Source organism: Streptosporangium sp. NPDC001559, from assembly GCF_042893955.1.
In the GTDB taxonomy this organism is placed as follows: Bacteria; Actinomycetota; Actinomycetes; order Streptosporangiales; family Streptosporangiaceae; genus Streptosporangium.
On the sequence record NZ_JBIAVG010000024.1, the window covers coordinates 22571 to 37775 of the forward strand.

At 70.4% G+C, this 15205-nt stretch carries 16 protein-coding genes; 10 read left to right on the forward strand and 6 right to left on the reverse strand.

What is annotated here, in order from left to right; translation table 11 throughout:
• Window positions 1-12: 12 nt before the first annotated feature.
• Window positions 13-492, reverse strand: a complete 480-nt coding sequence (locus tag ACFYY8_RS37730) for a VOC family protein (RefSeq protein ID WP_390049581.1) — start codon at window positions 490-492, stop codon at window positions 13-15.
• A 68-nt stretch (window positions 493-560) separates the two neighbouring features.
• A complete protein-coding gene (locus tag ACFYY8_RS37735; RefSeq protein ID WP_390049583.1) occupies window positions 561-1445 on the reverse strand; it encodes a LysR family transcriptional regulator in 885 nt (294 codons plus the stop codon).
• 19 nt (window positions 1446-1464) lie between these two features.
• On the opposite strand from ACFYY8_RS37735, the gene ACFYY8_RS37740 reads away from it, so the two are divergent.
• The 3 genes from ACFYY8_RS37740 to ACFYY8_RS37750 all read left to right on the forward strand — a co-directional run bounded on the left by ACFYY8_RS37740 (window position 1465) and on the right by ACFYY8_RS37750 (window position 3352).
• The gene (locus ACFYY8_RS37740) at window positions 1465-1890 is read left to right on the forward strand and encodes a hypothetical protein (RefSeq protein ID WP_390049585.1); all 426 of its coding nucleotides are present in this window, start codon (window positions 1465-1467) and stop codon (window positions 1888-1890) included.
• Complete coding sequence (locus ACFYY8_RS37745; RefSeq protein ID WP_390049767.1) at window positions 1874-2185, forward strand: cyclophilin-like fold protein; 312 nt, start codon at window positions 1874-1876, stop codon at window positions 2183-2185. Before ACFYY8_RS37740 ends, ACFYY8_RS37745 begins: the two co-directional genes overlap by 17 nt.
• Window positions 2186-2263: 78 nt before the next feature.
• Window positions 2264-3352 carry a PQQ-dependent sugar dehydrogenase gene (locus tag ACFYY8_RS37750; RefSeq protein WP_390049587.1) on the forward strand — a complete coding sequence of 363 codons (1089 nt, stop codon included), beginning with the start codon at window positions 2264-2266 and terminating at the stop codon, window positions 3350-3352.
• A 22-nt stretch (window positions 3353-3374) separates the two neighbouring features.
• On the opposite strand, the gene ACFYY8_RS37755 is transcribed toward ACFYY8_RS37750, so the two are convergent.
• From ACFYY8_RS37755 to ACFYY8_RS37765, 3 genes are all read right to left on the reverse strand, one after another.
• Window positions 3375-4184, reverse strand: a complete 810-nt coding sequence (locus ACFYY8_RS37755) for an STM4013/SEN3800 family hydrolase (protein ID WP_390049590.1) — start codon at window positions 4182-4184, stop codon at window positions 3375-3377.
• Window positions 4185-4589: 405 nt separating this feature from the next.
• Window positions 4590-5354 carry a hypothetical protein gene (locus ACFYY8_RS37760; protein ID WP_390049592.1) on the reverse strand — a complete coding sequence of 255 codons (765 nt, stop codon included), beginning with the start codon at window positions 5352-5354 and terminating at the stop codon, window positions 4590-4592.
• Window positions 5355-5563: 209 nt separating this feature from the next.
• Window positions 5564-5845: a hypothetical protein gene (locus ACFYY8_RS37765; protein ID WP_390049594.1), complete on the reverse strand. Its 282-nt coding sequence runs from the start codon at window positions 5843-5845 to the stop codon at window positions 5564-5566.
• Window positions 5846-6101: 256 nt separating this feature from the next.
• Between ACFYY8_RS37765 and ACFYY8_RS37770 the strand changes: the two genes are divergently transcribed.
• From ACFYY8_RS37770 to ACFYY8_RS37795, 6 genes are all read left to right on the forward strand, one after another.
• The gene (locus tag ACFYY8_RS37770; RefSeq protein ID WP_390049596.1) at window positions 6102-7898 is read left to right on the forward strand and encodes a hypothetical protein; all 1797 of its coding nucleotides are present in this window, start codon (window positions 6102-6104) and stop codon (window positions 7896-7898) included.
• Window positions 7899-8136: 238 nt separating this feature from the next.
• Complete coding sequence (locus tag ACFYY8_RS37775; RefSeq protein WP_390049598.1) at window positions 8137-8427, forward strand: hypothetical protein; 291 nt, start codon at window positions 8137-8139, stop codon at window positions 8425-8427.
• Between the two features lie 56 nt (window positions 8428-8483).
• Window positions 8484-8621 carry a hypothetical protein gene (locus ACFYY8_RS37780; protein ID WP_390049600.1) on the forward strand — a complete coding sequence of 46 codons (138 nt, stop codon included), beginning with the start codon at window positions 8484-8486 and terminating at the stop codon, window positions 8619-8621.
• 488 nt (window positions 8622-9109) lie between these two features.
• A complete protein-coding gene (locus ACFYY8_RS37785; protein ID WP_390049602.1) occupies window positions 9110-9661 on the forward strand; it encodes an EF-hand domain-containing protein in 552 nt (183 codons plus the stop codon).
• A gap of 212 nt (window positions 9662-9873) precedes the next feature.
• Window positions 9874-10359, forward strand: coding sequence for a DUF2975 domain-containing protein (locus tag ACFYY8_RS37790; protein WP_390049604.1), 486 nt, complete (start codon window positions 9874-9876; stop codon window positions 10357-10359).
• Entirely contained in the window at window positions 10359-10580 is a 222-nt protein-coding gene (locus ACFYY8_RS37795) for a helix-turn-helix domain-containing protein (protein ID WP_390049606.1), read from the forward strand. Before ACFYY8_RS37790 ends, ACFYY8_RS37795 begins: the two co-directional genes overlap by 1 nt.
• A gap of 20 nt (window positions 10581-10600) precedes the next feature.
• Here the strand turns inward: ACFYY8_RS37795 and ACFYY8_RS37800 are convergent, their stop codons facing one another.
• Complete coding sequence (locus ACFYY8_RS37800) at window positions 10601-13858, reverse strand: BTAD domain-containing putative transcriptional regulator (protein WP_390049608.1); 3258 nt, start codon at window positions 13856-13858, stop codon at window positions 10601-10603.
• 154 nt (window positions 13859-14012) lie between these two features.
• Between ACFYY8_RS37800 and ACFYY8_RS37805 the strand changes: the two genes are divergently transcribed.
• Entirely contained in the window at window positions 14013-15203 is a 1191-nt protein-coding gene (locus ACFYY8_RS37805) for an SGNH/GDSL hydrolase family protein (RefSeq protein WP_390049610.1), read from the forward strand.
• Window positions 15204-15205: the final 2 nt, after the last annotated feature.

Genomic DNA, 15205 nt, shown 5'->3' on the forward strand with positions numbered 1-15205 from the left:
CGCCCGGCCGGTTCAGAGGTTCACCGCCGACGCGGTCTCCTTCAACTCCGCCTCGTCCATGTGCGCGACCCGGCTGGTGAAGAACCAGGAGTGGCCGAAGGGGTCCTCCAGCTCGACCTGCAGATCGCCGTGGAACTGCATCTCCACCGGCCGGATGACGTGGGCGCCCGCGGCGACGGCCCGTTCGGCGAACGTCTCGACGTCCGTCACGAAGACCATCAGGTTGATCGGGGTGCCGCCGATCGTCTTCGGGCTGCGGAAGCGGTATTCGGGGTACTCGTCACGCAGCATGAAGACCGCGTCCCCGATCCGGAACTCGGCGTGCGCGACCTTGTCGCCCTGGCGGGGGATCTCGATGCGCACGTCCGCGTCGAAGGCCTCCTTGTAGAAGGCGATCGCCGCCTTGGCGTCGTGCACGTTGAGGTAGGGAACGCCTCCCTTGTACTCCTCGGGGATGGGGTTCGTCACGGTGTTCTCCTTCGTCGTTGTCATGACTCCATCCTTGGCGCCACGCCGGCCTGCGACAACGACGAGATCCGAAACGATCGCTAACCTCCGGGTTAGCGATCGAGCTCGGCCAGGAGGAGCGCGAGGAAGGAACGCACCTTGCCGGTCTGGCCGCCGACCGGCCAGACAGGCCCGTACTCGATCGGCGGCATGTCGGCGATGGGCACGTAGACGATGTCCGGCCGGGCGTGGTACCGCGTGGCCTGGTTGCCCACGACGGCCATCCCCGCGCCGCCGCTGACCAGCGTCAACAGTTCCTGTCGCGAGGTCAGCACCCTCTCGCGCCGGATGGGACGCCCGCTGGGGGCCTGCGCCGGGATGAGCGTGTCCAGCAGGTAGGCGGGGGCGTCGGCGGGCACGAGCACGGTGTCCCTGGTGAGGTCCTCCACCGTGACGCTGTCGCGACGGGCGAAGGGGTGCCTGGCGGAGACGGCCAGCATGCGGGGATCGCGCAGCAGCGCGGGCCCACTCGACAGGTCGTTCTCCTGGACGGGCAACTCGGTGATCTGCAGGTCGAGGTCACCGCTGCGCAGCGCGTGGAACGCCTCCGACAGGTGCACCTCGCGGATGCGCACCTCGCAGTCCGGATGGCGGGTGCGGAACGTCTCTCCGGCGGCCATGATCGCCTCCCCTACCAGGGGGCTGGAGAAGCCCACCCGCAAGGTCCCACCGAAGCCGCGTCCGGCGGCGACCGCCTTGGCGATGCCCTCCTGAATGCGTTGGTATCCGGCCTGCACGTCCTCTCGCAGCGCGTTGCCGACCGGGGTGAGCGCCACCTGGCGGCTGGTCCGCTGGAACAGCGCGACACCGAACCGGCGCTCCAACTGCTTGATCGTCTGGCTCACCCGGGCGCCGCTGACGCCCAGCCGCTCGGCCGTACGGGCGAAGTGCAGCTCCTCGGCCAGGGTCAGGAAGATCTCGATGTCACGCCGTTCCATGACCCACAGGTTAGCGATCGTGGCGAATCCCATCGTTGTCGCAGGTCAAGGCAGTGGCGAGGCCGAGCTCCCCTTTGGCGATCATGTCGGAGACCACCAGGGTGTCGATCGTGCCGGGACAGACCGCGTTGACCCGTTCAACGCCGACCTCACCCGGCTCATCGGCGAGTTGTCCACCCGCAGCGACGACTTCCGCACCCGCTGGGCCCGGCACGAAGTCCGCCTCCACCACCCGATCATCGGTGAGCTCACCCTCGACGACGAGTCGATGGACCTGCACGCCGATCCCGGTCTCAACCTGACCGTCTACACCGCCGCCCCCGATACCCCCGCGCACGACGCGTTGCGGCTACCGGCCGGCTGGGCCGCCACTCTCGACGCCGCAGACGACACCGAGACCGGCTCCTCCCGTCTGCCGCACGAGGAGCCTGCCACCCGAGACTGAAGAACAGCTCCTCTCACCTCGGCGGACCGGCCGCACGTGGGCTGACGAGGAGTTCAGCGGCAGAGAGAAGATCGGCTGCCTGCGACGTAAGCTCGACACCACCGGCTCTCTCGGATCGGACCCTGAAGATGGCGATCTCATCTACTTCGTACCCTGGGGCGACATCGGCTTCCACTACGACGCCGCCGGCATCGGCCACTCCGACCAAGTCATCCACCTCGGCGCCTACCGGGCCGCACTCGACCAGCTGACCAAGCCCGAAGGCGACGACGTCACCGTGGTCCTGGCCGGCTGACCATCCGGCCACGTGAGTCCCGCCTCCCTGTCGTCCCGCCCGGCTCCCGACGCAGATTCGACGGACATGCTCATGACCATGAGAACGTTGCTCCTACGGCTCGCCGCTCCCGCGCTCGCCTTGACCGCGTCGGCCACGCTGACCGCGTGCGCGCCGGACCAGGGTGCCGCACGCGCCGCCCCCTCCTCCGCGCAGGCCACGTCCGCCACCCCGCTCGCCGCAGTCACCACGATCGCCGACGGCCTGGACGCCCCCTGGTCCATCGCCTTCCACGGCCGGACGGCCCTGGTCAGCGAGCGGGACACCGCCCGCGTCGTCGAGATCGGCGAGCGGGGAGCCGTCCGCCAGGTCGGCGTCATCGAGGCCGTCACCCCGATGGGCGAAGGCGGGCTTCTCGGCATCGCCGTCCACAACGGTTTCCTGTACGCCTACTACACCGCGAACGACGGGAACCGGATCGAGCGGTTCGCGCTCACCGGCACCCCCGGCAGGCTCGGCCTCGGACGCTCCTCCACCGTGCTCGACGGGCTGCCGTCGGCGAGCTATCACAACGGCGGCCGGATCGCGTTCGGGCCCGACGGGATGCTGTACGCCACCGTCGGCGACGCCGGCGACCGCGCCGCGGCCCAGGACGTGAACGCGCTCGCGGGCAAGATCCTGCGGATGACGCCGGAGGGGAAGGTTCCCCCGGACAACCCGTTCGCGGGTTCCCTGGTCTACAGCTTCGGCCACCGCAACCCCCAGGGCATCGCCTGGGACAGTGGCGGCACCCTGTACGCCAGCGAGTTCGGGCAGGACACCTGGGACGAGCTCAACGTCATCCGGCCGGGCGGCAACTACGGCTGGCCCGAAGTCGAAGGCATCGCGAGCCGTAACGGCTTCACCGACCCGGTCCAGCAGTGGCCACCAGCCGAGGCGAGCCCCAGCGGCATGGCCATCACGAACGGGACGATCTACATCGCCAACCTGCGCGGCAGGCTCCTCCGGCAGATCCCGCTCGACCGGCTCTCCACCTCCACCCAGCGCCTCGTCGGCCGGTACGGACGCCTTCGTGACGCCGTCGTCGCTCCCGACGGGTCGCTGTGGGTACTGACCAACAACACCGACGGCCGCGGCACTCCCGGTCCGGGAGACGACCGCGTCCTCCGTGTCGCGATCGATGGCTGACATCCCCGCCGCTGAAGCTCCGTCAGCGTGCCGCGGCGGGGATGATGGTCTCGGCGTACGGCACGGCCCACACGGTCGGGTGGGAGATCGAGTGGCCGGTCCAGCCGTCCTCGCCGTAGGCCTCCCCATGATCGGCGCAGATGAGGCCGAACCAGGGGCCCAGAGGTGGCAGCGCGTCGAACAGGCGTCCTAGCTCGGCGTCGGCGTAGGCCAGCGCGGCGCACTGGCTCTCCCACGAGTCCTGTGACTGCCCCGGCAGGTAGAAGTGCGTGGGCATGTGCGTGGCGGAGACGTTGAGGAACAGCAACAGGCGCTGGTCCTTGGGGTGGCCGTCCAGGATCTGCAGGGCGACGTCCACCTGGTGGCGGGTGGAGTCCGGCTCGTCGGCGCTCATCCGGTGATGCCAGTGGCTCTCCTGGAAGAGCGCGGGAAGCACGCTTCCCAGTGGTGTCAGACGGGAGAAGAACTCCACGCCTCCGATGCACACGGTGCGATAGCCGAGACCGGCCAGGCCGGAGACGATGTCGGGCGCGTCGAAGACGTAGGTGCGCTCACCGATGGTGGCGCCGTTCGGGGAACGGCAGGCCAGGAGCCGGGGAGGCCGGCCGGGGCGGGCGGGAGTGGGGAGCCAGCCCGCGAAGAACGACATATGCGCCGGGAGGGTGTAGGTTCCCGGGGTCCGGCGCTCTTCCCAGTTACCGCCCGGCAAAATCCGCGCCAGGTTCGGGCTCCGGTCGGCACGAAGAACGAAACGCGCTGTGTCGAAGCGAAGTGAATCGAGCGTGATGAACAAGATGTTGTGACTGGGGATCACGTCATGGCCACTGATCACGATGTCTCCTTACCCGCCGTCTCCCGGCCTCCGGCCCGCATCACCTCTTGGAAAGCGGTTCAACGACAGAGGCCAGGACTTTCCTTGTGACTACCGTTTGCGATCGCATGATTACGATGTCATCGTGAGTGGGGCCTCCGACAGAGAACGCCCGAACAACCCGCACTCGACTCGCTGAGCCACCCTGCAAGCGAAGTGGCGTATGAGCCGGCCTTCGCGTGATCCTGCGAACTTGGTCTTCGCTACTCGAAGGATCGCGACAGCCGTCACCGTTTCCCGCCGCCATGCCTTTGACCAGGGGAAAATCGTGCGCCACCTCCGTGAACGCGGCCTCAGCCGGGTGGTTCCCTCTCGAACGCCGGTGTCACCATGTTCACCGCGTGTCATATCCCGGCGGCTCGCGGTTCATCGAGCGCTTCGGAAGCTCTGGGCCCAGCGGCGGAGTTCGGTGGTGGCCTCGTCGCGGGTGAGGGAGCCACGCTCCAGGTGAACCTCCTGGAGATGCCGGATCGCGGCCCCCACCATCGGGGAGGGCGGGACGCCGAGCGTCCGCATCACCGTTCCGCCGTCGAGTACGACGGGGGCGTCGTCGCGTCTGGTGTACCTGTCACGTTCGGCGGCGGTGCGGGCGTCGGCCTCTTCCTTGGCGCGGCACGCGGCCTCCCACACATCGTAGTCGGCGGCGTCCAGGGCATTCAGGCCCGCTCGGCGCCACCCTTTCAGGTCGCGTTCCCGCCCAAAGCCGACCGCGTCGAAGAGGTCCGGCGCACCTGCTCTGACCGCTCCGAGGCGGGCGAGCACGGCGTTGATCGGCCAGTCCTCTTGTGGCGGTCCGACCCGGATCGATGCGTACGCGGGACCCCAGCTCTGACGGCCGTTCTCCCACAGAGCAGCGGCCTGGCTGCCGTTACCACCCCAGAAGTCCGCTTCCACGTAAGCGATATGGCCGCCGCGTGACCAGCCCTTCAGCCTCTCGGCGAACCCCGGGGACATGAGCGTGAACGGCCCGCTCTCCCGCCGCGCGTCGGTCAGCTCGTTGAAAATCTCGTCGGTCACCGGTAGCAGCCCCAGGCGTTGCCGGAGGGGGGCCACCACAGCCCGTGGCACATCGTCCGACAGAGAGCGGAGACGGTCGAAATCACCGACGACACCGTGGAGCACGTAGGACATGCCCGCACCCTAGGCCGGACAGCGGCGCACGACCACCGCATCCCATGGCCCGACGTCGTGAGGTCGGCCACCGGGTGGGCAACCGCATCGAGTCACTGCGTTTCACGCTGTGAGGGGTGCTTCTCCGGTGACGGATTCGGTGAACGCGGTGTTGTTCGCGGTCAAGGTGACGGGTCCGGTGAGCGTCCGGGTCACCGTTCGCCGTAGCTTCAGGAGCCCTGAGCCGTATCGGTCCGACTCTCGAATTTCAGTGATTTCCACGACAGCGGATCCCTCAACCCAGGATCTTCGGTCCGCCACGCGCGATACACCTTGTGCACGAGATCCAGCCCGGCGAAGCCGTACAGGCCGGTAATCCTGGCACGGTGATGCTCGTCCGGACCGCCCTCCCGGAACTCGACGTCGTAGTCGACGTCCACCTCCTCGTCGGCGTCCGGATTGTGGCCACCCACGTAATCGAGGTGAACCTGGAAGTAGAACCGGGACGCCACCACGGTGCAGGATTCGCGGGCCGCCGCGCATGACCGGCCGGCGGACGAGGCCGGTGGTCATCTGACCGCATTTGTGCCGCTCAAAGACGTGCGCGGCCTTCAGGGTGGGGTTTCATCCGTGCTGTAACGGTGGCGGGAGGGTAACCGCAATCTAACTTAACGTTCGGTAATGGGTCGATTACAAATGGCAACCGTAGGGTGCGGTCGATCCTTCTGGCCGTACCGCGACAACCGGCAGGAAAGGATCCCTATGGCCTTGCCACAGAACCCCCCTCCCGGCGGCTGCCCCAAACGTGTCGTGCTGACCAACGGCGGTTTCGAGCAGCCTCAGGTACCGAACCGGGACAACGTCACCTTCCTCGACGCCGGCCAGGTACCCGGCTGGCAGACCAACGACAGCAGGAACCAGATCGAGTTCTGGCCCTCCAACTCCTCCACCTACGGTGTCCCGTCGGCGGAGGGAACCCAGTTCGTCGAGCTGAACGCCAACTCGGCGTCCATGCTGTACCAGGACCTGCCCACCACACCCGGCCAGAAGCTGTACTGGAGGCTGCGCCACCGAGGCCGCAGCGGCAACGACGTCATGCAGGTCCACATCGGCCCGGTCCCGGCACAGGGCGCCCGGCTCGTCCCCAACAACAACCCCCAGAACCTGGAGGACGGCACCGGCGCGTGGGGCACGCACAGCGGCGTCTACACCGTTCCCGCGGGTCAGGACCACACCCGGTTCGGGTTCGTCGCGATCCGCTCCGCCGGAGGCAGCCCCAGCGTCGGCAACTTCCTGGACGACATCGTCTTCGGCACCGCACCGTGTGTGGTGCTGACCAAGAAGGCCACGCCCGACGGCGAGCTGAAGATCGGCGACACCGTCACCTATGAGGTCACCGCCGTCAACGAGGGCGGCTCGCCCGCCGACAACCTCATCCTGACCGACGCCGTCCCGCCGGGCACCAGCCTGGTGCCCGGCTCGCCGCGCATCGTGAACGGCCCCGGCGCCGGCGGCGACGAGCGCGCCTCCTACGACCCGGTCTCGCGCACGGTGACCTTCCGCCTCGGCGAGGGCGCCACCGCCGACGCAGGCGGCCGGCTGGACCCCTCCACCGACGGCAGGCCGGTCTCCACCACCGTCCGGTTCCAGGCGAGGATCGATCGGGCGGCCGGCGGCCACCTGATCGAGAACCAGGCCAAGGCGACCTACGACAACACCCTGGAGAACCCCGTCGAGCACAGGGACGCCGTCTCCAACGCGGTCACCACCCCCGTGCGGCGGCCCGTCGACCTCGGCCTGACCAAGGCGGCCGACCGTACCCAGGTCGGTGTGGGGGAGGTCGTGACCTTCCACCTGCTCGTCACCAACCACGGCCCCGGCCAGGCCACCGGCGTGAAGGTCACCGACAGGCTGCCCAGGCACCTGACCTACCTGTCCGCGCACACCACCGGAGGTACCGGCACCGGCGGCTACGACCCGGCGAGCGGCGTCTGGAACGTCGGCACGCTGGATGCGAACGCCAGTGCGCACCTGGAGCTCAAGGCCGTGGTGACCAGACCCGGCGCGATCCGCAACACCGCCGCGGCCACCGCCAACGAGACCCCGCCCGACCACCCGGTCACCACCAGCACGCTCGTCGTCTGCGCGCTGCCGCCGCAGCCCTGCCCGCCCCACCGCGGCGGTGGTCACGGCGGCGGTTGCGGAGGAGGCTGCGCCCCGTTCCCGTCTTCCTGCCCCGAGACGTGCGGTCGCACCGTCTCCGGCCGCACCGAGCCCGGCCGGGGCTGGCAGGCCTACACCGGCACGACCATCACCCTGCAGGTGGACACCGGCGACGCCGAGTTCGCCGCCACCCCGGTCTACGTGGCCTCGATCAGCAGCACCGGCGGCTCGCAGTGGCTGCTCAGCGGTGCCACCGGAATCTACGACGCCACCCCCACCGGGTTCCGCGTCTACGTGCGCTGGACCGACGGCGGGCCGCTGAGCCCGGCCGACGCCGAACACTACGGCTGGTACGTCACCTGGATCGGCAACGAGGGTCCCTCCTCTCCGCAGGCGTCCTGACTCCCTGCCTCCCGAAGGGCGCTCCCGCTCCGGACGGATGAGGTCGCGGCCACCGCCTGGTTCGGCGCCGCCCCTGTTCCTTTTCTCCTTTGCCGGCCCAACAGTGAAAGGAAACCCCATGAAGTCGCCGTACTCGACCGCCAAGCTGGTTCTGCCGGCGGTGTTGTCGATGCTCGCGCTCGCCGGCGCGTTGCTCGTCACCGCGCCGGCCAACGAGTGATTCTTCGAGGAAGGCCAGGTGCGGGGCGGATACCTCTGGTTCCGCATGCGCAACGCCAAGTCCAACCTGTGCGCCGCGCCCGGCCGCATCGTCGACGGCCTGCCCAGCGTGGTCAGCAAGGACTGCAGCACGAACGGGTTCCTGTGGAGAGCGGAACCCGACCGCGAGGGCGACTGGCGCACCGTCAAGTTCGTCTCCTACGCCACCAGAAACGCCATCAGACCCGTCTACGGCACCGGGCCGAACGAGTTCGTCGTCCTGGCCGACGACGGCTACAGTCCCAACTACTACTGGTCGGTCTCCCGCTGAACGGAATGCCGGGCGACCTTCCCCGTCCCACATAGGTCGCAGGCGGGCATGGAACGGTGAGAACCTCGCACACCCAACACCGCCAGCGGCAAGATCAGCCGAACGTCGCCCGGGTGGAGTGGACGCGTCTGCCGGTTGGTGAACCGGTGGACACCGCCGAGTCCGGCTACGGCGTCGCCGTCTTCGACGAATAGCCGTCCGGCACCTCGGCCGACGGTGAGGCGAAGACCGCCTCGTTCCGGGTCCGCCTGGAATGGGGCGGATTCCAATGCCGGCGGCCTCCCGGCGACCAAGGCGGGCCGGACCGAGATCCACTGGACGGCCGGCAGCGCGATCGACCGGTACGCGCGCACGACCCGGACCGGGAAACCGGCGCCGTCACCTATTCCATCCCCAGCGGCGACACGATCGGCTACCTGATCACCGGGCTGAACCTCGTCACCTAGTTCTGGAGTACCTGCGCACGCTCTTCATCGCCTCGCCCCGCACTCCTTCCTCACCCTTCCGTCAGCGCCGAGTCGATACACTGAGTGATATAGATAATGCATATTGTAACTTATGGCCTTCTCTCCGGCCCCCGAGAGGTGACCTTGATGCCCCGCCTCCGTCTCATCCCGTTCGCCGTGGCCACCCTGCTTGTCGCCGCCCCCGACCTCTGACCACCCCGCCCAAGGAGGCCACCATGGTCCACGACAGCACCGAACAGAAGTTCGCCTTCCTGTTCACCTGGTTCGACCGCACCGGCGACGGCCATCTCACCCGCGACGACTTCCAGCAGATCGGCGAGGTGTTCGCCGCGGTGGCCCCGGACGAGAACGCCAAGAGCGCGCTGCGTGCGGCGTTCACGATCTGGTGGGACGTCCTGGGCGAGGCCGGCGCCCCGGACGCCCAGGGCCGCATCGGCCCCCAGCGGTTCATCGCCACCATGCGCTCCCACGTCGCCTCCGACGCCACGACCCTTGAACGTCTGGTGATGCCCATCGTCGACGCCCTCATGCGCGCCTTGGACACCGACGGAAGCGGCGCACTCACCGCCGATGAGTACGTCCGCCTGTACGACGCCCTCGGCATCGACCCTGCCGTCTCCGGCGCGGCCTTCCAGCGCCTCGACCGCAACGGCAGCGGCACCCTCACCCATGAGGAGTTCCGCGCCGCCATCGAGGAGTTCTACCTCAGCACCGACACCGAGGCACCCGGCAACTGGATGCTCGGCTCACCCCTTCCGTCCGGCTGACCGATCCCGATGAGCGCCCCCGTTCCACACGTCCACCCGGCCGCGGGAGGACGTGCTCGAACCGTCCTCGCCTTCGCGGCCGGGGAAGGGGGCGTGCCCCTGCGCCGTTACTCCCGCCACGACGTCAAACCGCCACCCGCCCTCCACCCCAGCCTTGTTTAACCTATCGAAATTCGATAGATTTCCATCGTAACTCGATGGAAGGACGGGTCATGGGAAAACTGGCAGTGCGTGCGCTTCGCGCTGTGCTCGCGGTGGTGTTCGTCGGCACCGTGTTCATACAGGTATCGATGGTGTGGGCGTTGGCCACCGACCCGGAGGACGGGTCGCTCCCGCTGGCCCCACTGCGCGTGATCACGATCCTGGGCATGGTGTCGGGCCAGGTCGCCCTGGCCAGCGTATGGCGGCTGGTGACGATGGTGAGACGCGGCACCGTGTTCTCCCACGCCGCCTTCCGGTACGTGGACGCCGTGATCGGCGCGATTGTGACGGCTGCCCTCCTGTGGTTCGCGGTCACGGCTCTCAACGCGCCGGGCCAGCGGGACGACCCGGGCGTCACCGTCATCATGGGCGGGATCGGCCTGGCCATCCTGGGGGTCGCGCTCATCGTGCTCGTACTGCGGATGCTGCTCGTCCAGGCCGTCGCGCGCGACGTCGAAGCGACGCAGATGCAGGCCGAGCTGGACGAGGTGATCTGATGCCGATCATCGTCGACATCGACGTGATGCTGGCCAGGCGGAAGATGTCCGTGGGCGACCTCGCGGACCATGTGGGGATCACGCCCGCCAACCTGGCGGTACTCAAGAACGGCCGCGCCAAGGCGGTGCGCTTCTCGACGCTCGCCGCGCTCTGCGAGGTGCTCAAGTGTCAGCCGGGCGACCTGCTGCGCTGGGAGGCCGAGGACGCCGCGGACGGATGACGTCCACGCGGGAGCGGCCCCTACACCCCCGAGGCCGGATCAGCCACTCTCACGGCCGTCCTCGTGTCCAGCTCCCAGCCCTTCGCGTACGCCGCGGCGAACCCCTCCCCGCCGAGCGCGGCCTGACCGCGACGGGTGAGTTCGCGGACCTGTGGATCGGTGCGGTCGTGCGCGCCCCGCAGCCGGGCGGCGGCCCCGAGCAGCACGGCCGACTCATACGGTCGCCCGCGCGCTTCGGCGAGGGCGGCCGTGTTCACCGTCACCGGCGACAGGACCGGCAGTTCCCTGGTCGCCAGCGCGGCCGTGTACGCCTCCCGCAACGCCCTGCCGGCGCCGGGCAGATCTCCCAGCGCCAGGCGGAGCGCGGCCCGCGCGCCGCCGGCCAGCGCCCGTGCCTGCTCCGCGGGGAACGCCGTGTCGCCGAGCAGGCCCCGTTCGGCGTCGGCGAGCAGGACGGCCGCCCGGTCCAGATCGCCGAGCCCTACCCGGAAGCCGGCCTCCCACGCGTCGACCAGGACCAGCATCCGCGCCGAGGAGGCACGCAGCGCCCGTTCCCTGGCGGAGCCGATCATCGCCGCCGCCAGGTCGGTGTCACCGCGCCGGATGTGCACGTCGATCCAGCGCAGGTCGCTGTAGAACTGGTCGCCGAGGCTGAGCGAGCCGAACTCGCCCGCCAGTTTCCGGGCCTCACCCAGGTCGGCCAGCGCACCGTCGAGGTCGTCGTACCGCCTCAGCCGGGCGCGCATCGGCAGCACGGCGGCCTGACCCCAGCGGTCACCGGCCTTCCTGAAGCGGGCCAGGGCCGCCTCCACCTGGACACGCGTCCGGTCGAGCGCGCCCGTGTTCTCGGCGATCTCGGCCCGCAACATGTGGGCCAGCCCGGACAGCCACACGTCGTCGCCGTCGGCCAGCAGCTGCAGGACCGCGAGCGCGTCCGGCTCCCCCCGGAGGAAGAGCAGGACCGCGCCGAACACACGGTGGTGACTCGGCAGTCCCGGATACGCGAGCAGCCGGTCGGCCAGCTCACGCATCTCCGCCCGGTCCTCCGCGGCCTCCCCGGCGGTGATCCCCGACAGGATGTCCACCCGGTTGAGCAGGTAGGCGGCTCTGGCGCAGTCACGTTCGGGCGTCGGCCCGCCGCCGGGCACCGCCAGTGCCTGCTCCAGCCAGCAGGCGGCGTCGGAGTGGCGGCCGAACATCTGCCAGTACCAGGTCAGGGCCAGGGCGAGGGCGATCGCGCCGGGGGAGTCCCGGCTGGCGCACAGGTGGCGCAGGGCGGCGAGCGTGTTGTCGTACTCGGCGCCGATGACCTCCATGGCCGTCAGCTGGCCGGGGCCGCGCAGCTGAGGGTCGTGACGGGCCACCAGCTCGGTGAAGTGGGCGGCGGCCAGGTCGCGGGCCGTACGGAGGCCACCGGTCTCGGCCAGGCGGGCGGCGCCGTACTCGCGCAGCGTCTCCAGCATGCGGTAACGGCCGGTGCCGGGCGCGAGCTGCAGCAGCGACCGGTCGACGAGGGCCGCGAGCAGCTCGGGTATCTCGTCGGGTGGCACGGTGGTTCCGGCGCAGACGGCGGCGGCCGAGGCGGGCGTGACGCCGCCGGGCAGGATGGAGATCCGTTCCGCGACGACCCGCTCGTGCTCGTCGAGCGGCTCCCAGCTCCAGGCGATGACCGCGCGTAACGTACGGTGCCGGGGCGGTGCGGTACGGCTGCCGCTGGACAGCAGCCGGAACCGGTCGGAGAGCCCGTCCGCCAGGTCCGGCAGTGACAGCGTCCGCAGCCGGGCGGCGGCCAGTTCGAGGGCCAGCGGCATGCCGTCCAGACCGCGCACCACCCGCACCACGTCGGGCAGCGTGGTCTTGCCGACGTGGAAGCCCGGTCGTACGGCGGCGGCCCGTTCGGCGAACAGGCGGACCGACTCCGCCCGCAGAGCCTGTTCGACGTCGTCGTACGGCTCGGGCAGGGTGAGCGGGCCGAGCGGCACCAGGGCCTCGCCGTCGACGGCGAGAGGTTCGCGGCTGGTGGCGAGCACGCGCAGCCCGGGACAGCGGGACAACAGCTTCGTGACCAGGTGGGCCACGGCGTCGATCAGGTGCTCGCAGTTGTCGACCAGCAGCAGGCTCTCCCGGCCGCCGAGCTCGCCGACGAGGGCGTCCAGTTCGTCACCCTCGACTCGCTTGCGTGCGTCGAGCGTCGCTCCGCCGCGTAGCCCGACCCCGGCACGCACGGCCGTGGTGAGCTCCGCCGTCTCCGCGACGGACGCGAGGTCGACGAACCAGGCGCCGTCGCGGTACTCGTGGCGGTGGCGGCGGGCGGCCTCCAGCGCGAGGCGGGTCTTCCCCGCTCCACCGGGGCCGAGCACGGTGACCAGGCGTCCGGTGGTGAGCAGGTCGCCGATGCGGGCGAGGTCGTCGTCGCGGCCGACGAAGCCGGTCAGCGACGCGGGCAGGTAACCCTGCCGGGCCCGGCCTGGTTCGGTGGCCGCCGGGTTCCCAGACGAGGTGTCCGGCGCCGGGGGGCCGGAGCGCAGCAGGCGCAGGTGGCGTTCCCGCAGTGCGGTGCCCGGGTCAGCGCCGAGATCGTCGGCCAGGGACCGGCGAACCCGCTCGTAGACGGCCAGCGCCTCTGCCTGACGCCCCTGGGCGGCGAGCGCGTCCATCAGCAGCGCGGCCACCCGCTCGTGAACCGCCTGCTCGGCCAGTATCCCGGCCAACCGGGTGGCGGCGGCCTCGGCCCGTCCCAGCGACAACTCGGCCTCGGCGAGATCGGCGGCCGCCTCGACCGACGCATGTGCCAGCCGCGTCGCGACCGCGGGTGCGACCGCTGCGACGACCACGGGTTCGACACCGGGACGGTCGCCCCACAACGCCATGGCCTCGGCGAGCGCGACGCCCGCGGCCCCCGGGTCGCCTGCCCGCAGCCTCTCCCGACCGGTGGCGGCGAGCCGCTCGAACCGCAGCGCGTCCACGTCGGCCTCGTCAACCGCCAGCCGGTAGCCGCTCTCGACCCGCACGACCACGTCACGGGTCTCACCGGCGAGGGTGAGGGTGCGGCGCAGCCGGGAGACGAGGGCCTGCAGGGCGGGGACGGGGCCGGACGGCGGTTCCTCGGCCCAGATCGCGCCGACCAGCGCGCCCGGTTCGACCGCGTGGCCGCCGGCGAGCGCCAGCCGGACGAGCAGGCCCCGTAACCGTGCCCCGGGGACGGGCAGGACGGCGTCGCCGAGGGACACCTGGAACGCGCCGAGCAGCGTGATGCGAAACCGTGCGACCCCGTCCATTCCCCAATCCTCGCGTGCCCGGCCGCCGGACCCAAAGCGAGGCGGCCGTGTCAGGGTCGCGCCCGCGCCATGTCCGCACCGTGTCAGCGTCGTGTCAGCGACCCGCCTCAGGCTTCGTATGCCGTACCACCGTCACGAACAACGGAGGCAGAAGATGACCGAGACGAACGAAACCGGCAACTGGGTCCGGAGCTGGAGTGCCTCACCTCAGGCGGCCCACGACGGGATCGGCTCGTTCGACGACCGCCCGCCCCTCGCCGAGGTGACCCTGCGCCAGGTGGTGCGCATCAGCGGCGGTGGGCGCCGGGTGCGCGTCCGCTTCACCAACGAGTTCGGGACCGCACCCTTCACCGTCGGCGCGGCGCGGGTGGGCCTCGCGACGCCCGGCGGCGGGGTCCGGCCCGGCAGCGAGCGGGTGCTGACCTTCTCCGGCGCGCCGACGGTCACCGTCCCGGCGGGCGCGCCGATCCTCAGCGACCCGGTCGACCTGCGCCTGCCCGCTCTCGCCGAGCTGTCCATCAGCCTCTACCTGCCGGGGCGGGTGGAGACCTGCACCTGCCACGACCCGGCGCTGCGGACCGGCTGGGTGATCCCGGGCGACGCCGTCGCCGCCCCGGCCGTGCCGGAGAACGCCGAAATCCTGCCGGTACGGGCGCTGATCTCCGCCGTCGAGTTGTTCTCCGACGGTCCGGCAAGGACCATCGTCACGGTTGGCGACTCCCGCACCGACGGCGCGGGATCGACCCCGGACACCAACCACAGCTGGCCGGAGCTGCTGGCCGAGCGCCTCGCGGAGCGCGGAGTGGCCGGTTACGTCTCGAACCAGGGCATCAGCGGTAATCGGCTGCTCAACAACGGTATCGGCACCGCCGCCCTGGCCCGCTTCGACCGCGACGTGCTGGCGACACCCGGCCTCGGTTACGTCGTGCTCTTCTGGGGCGGCGACCTCGCCATCTCCTTCGCCCCACGTGACGACGGCTCCCTGACCGACTTCCTGAAGATGTTCCCCGGGGCGCCGGTGACGGCGGACGACGTCATCGCGGGTTATCGCCAGCTGGTCGCCCGGGCGCGCGACCGGGGCGTGCGGGTCTACGCCACCACGACGCCGCCCTACGAGGGCTCGGAGATCCACACGGCGGAGGGGGAGAGGGCCCGTCAGACGGTCAACGAATGGATCCGCACGGGCGGCGCCTTCAACGCCGTACTGGACTTCGACGCCGTCTGGCGTGACCCGGACCGTCCCGGCCGGATCAGGGAGGACTTCCACTGCGGCGACCATCTGCACGGCAGCGACGCGGGCTACCGGGCCCTGGCCGACTCCGTGGACCTGTCACTGTTCGGCTGAGC

Bases quoted from the DNA above. Each gene is read 5' to 3' on its own strand.
- ACFYY8_RS37760 (WP_390049592.1), bottom strand. From the start codon at position 5,354: ATGTCCTACGTGCTCCACGGTGTCGTCGGTGATTTCGACCGTCTCCGC.
- ACFYY8_RS37785 (WP_390049602.1), top strand. From the start codon at position 9,110: ATGGTCCACGACAGCACCGAACAGAAGTTCGCCTTCCTGTTCACCTGG.
- ACFYY8_RS37805 (WP_390049610.1), top strand. From the start codon at position 14,013: ATGACCGAGACGAACGAAACCGGCAACTGGGTCCGGAGCTGGAGTGCC.
- ACFYY8_RS37790 (WP_390049604.1), top strand. From the start codon at position 9,874: ATGGGAAAACTGGCAGTGCGTGCGCTTCGCGCTGTGCTCGCGGTGGTG.
- ACFYY8_RS37735 (WP_390049583.1), bottom strand. From the start codon at position 1,445: ATGGAACGGCGTGACATCGAGATCTTCCTGACCCTGGCCGAGGAGCTG.
- ACFYY8_RS37750 (WP_390049587.1), top strand. From the start codon at position 2,264: ATGAGAACGTTGCTCCTACGGCTCGCCGCTCCCGCGCTCGCCTTGACC.
- ACFYY8_RS37800 (WP_390049608.1), bottom strand. From the start codon at position 13,858: ATGGACGGGGTCGCACGGTTTCGCATCACGCTGCTCGGCGCGTTCCAG.
- ACFYY8_RS37795 (WP_390049606.1), top strand. From the start codon at position 10,359: ATGCCGATCATCGTCGACATCGACGTGATGCTGGCCAGGCGGAAGATG.
- ACFYY8_RS37730 (WP_390049581.1), bottom strand. From the start codon at position 492: ATGACAACGACGAAGGAGAACACCGTGACGAACCCCATCCCCGAGGAG.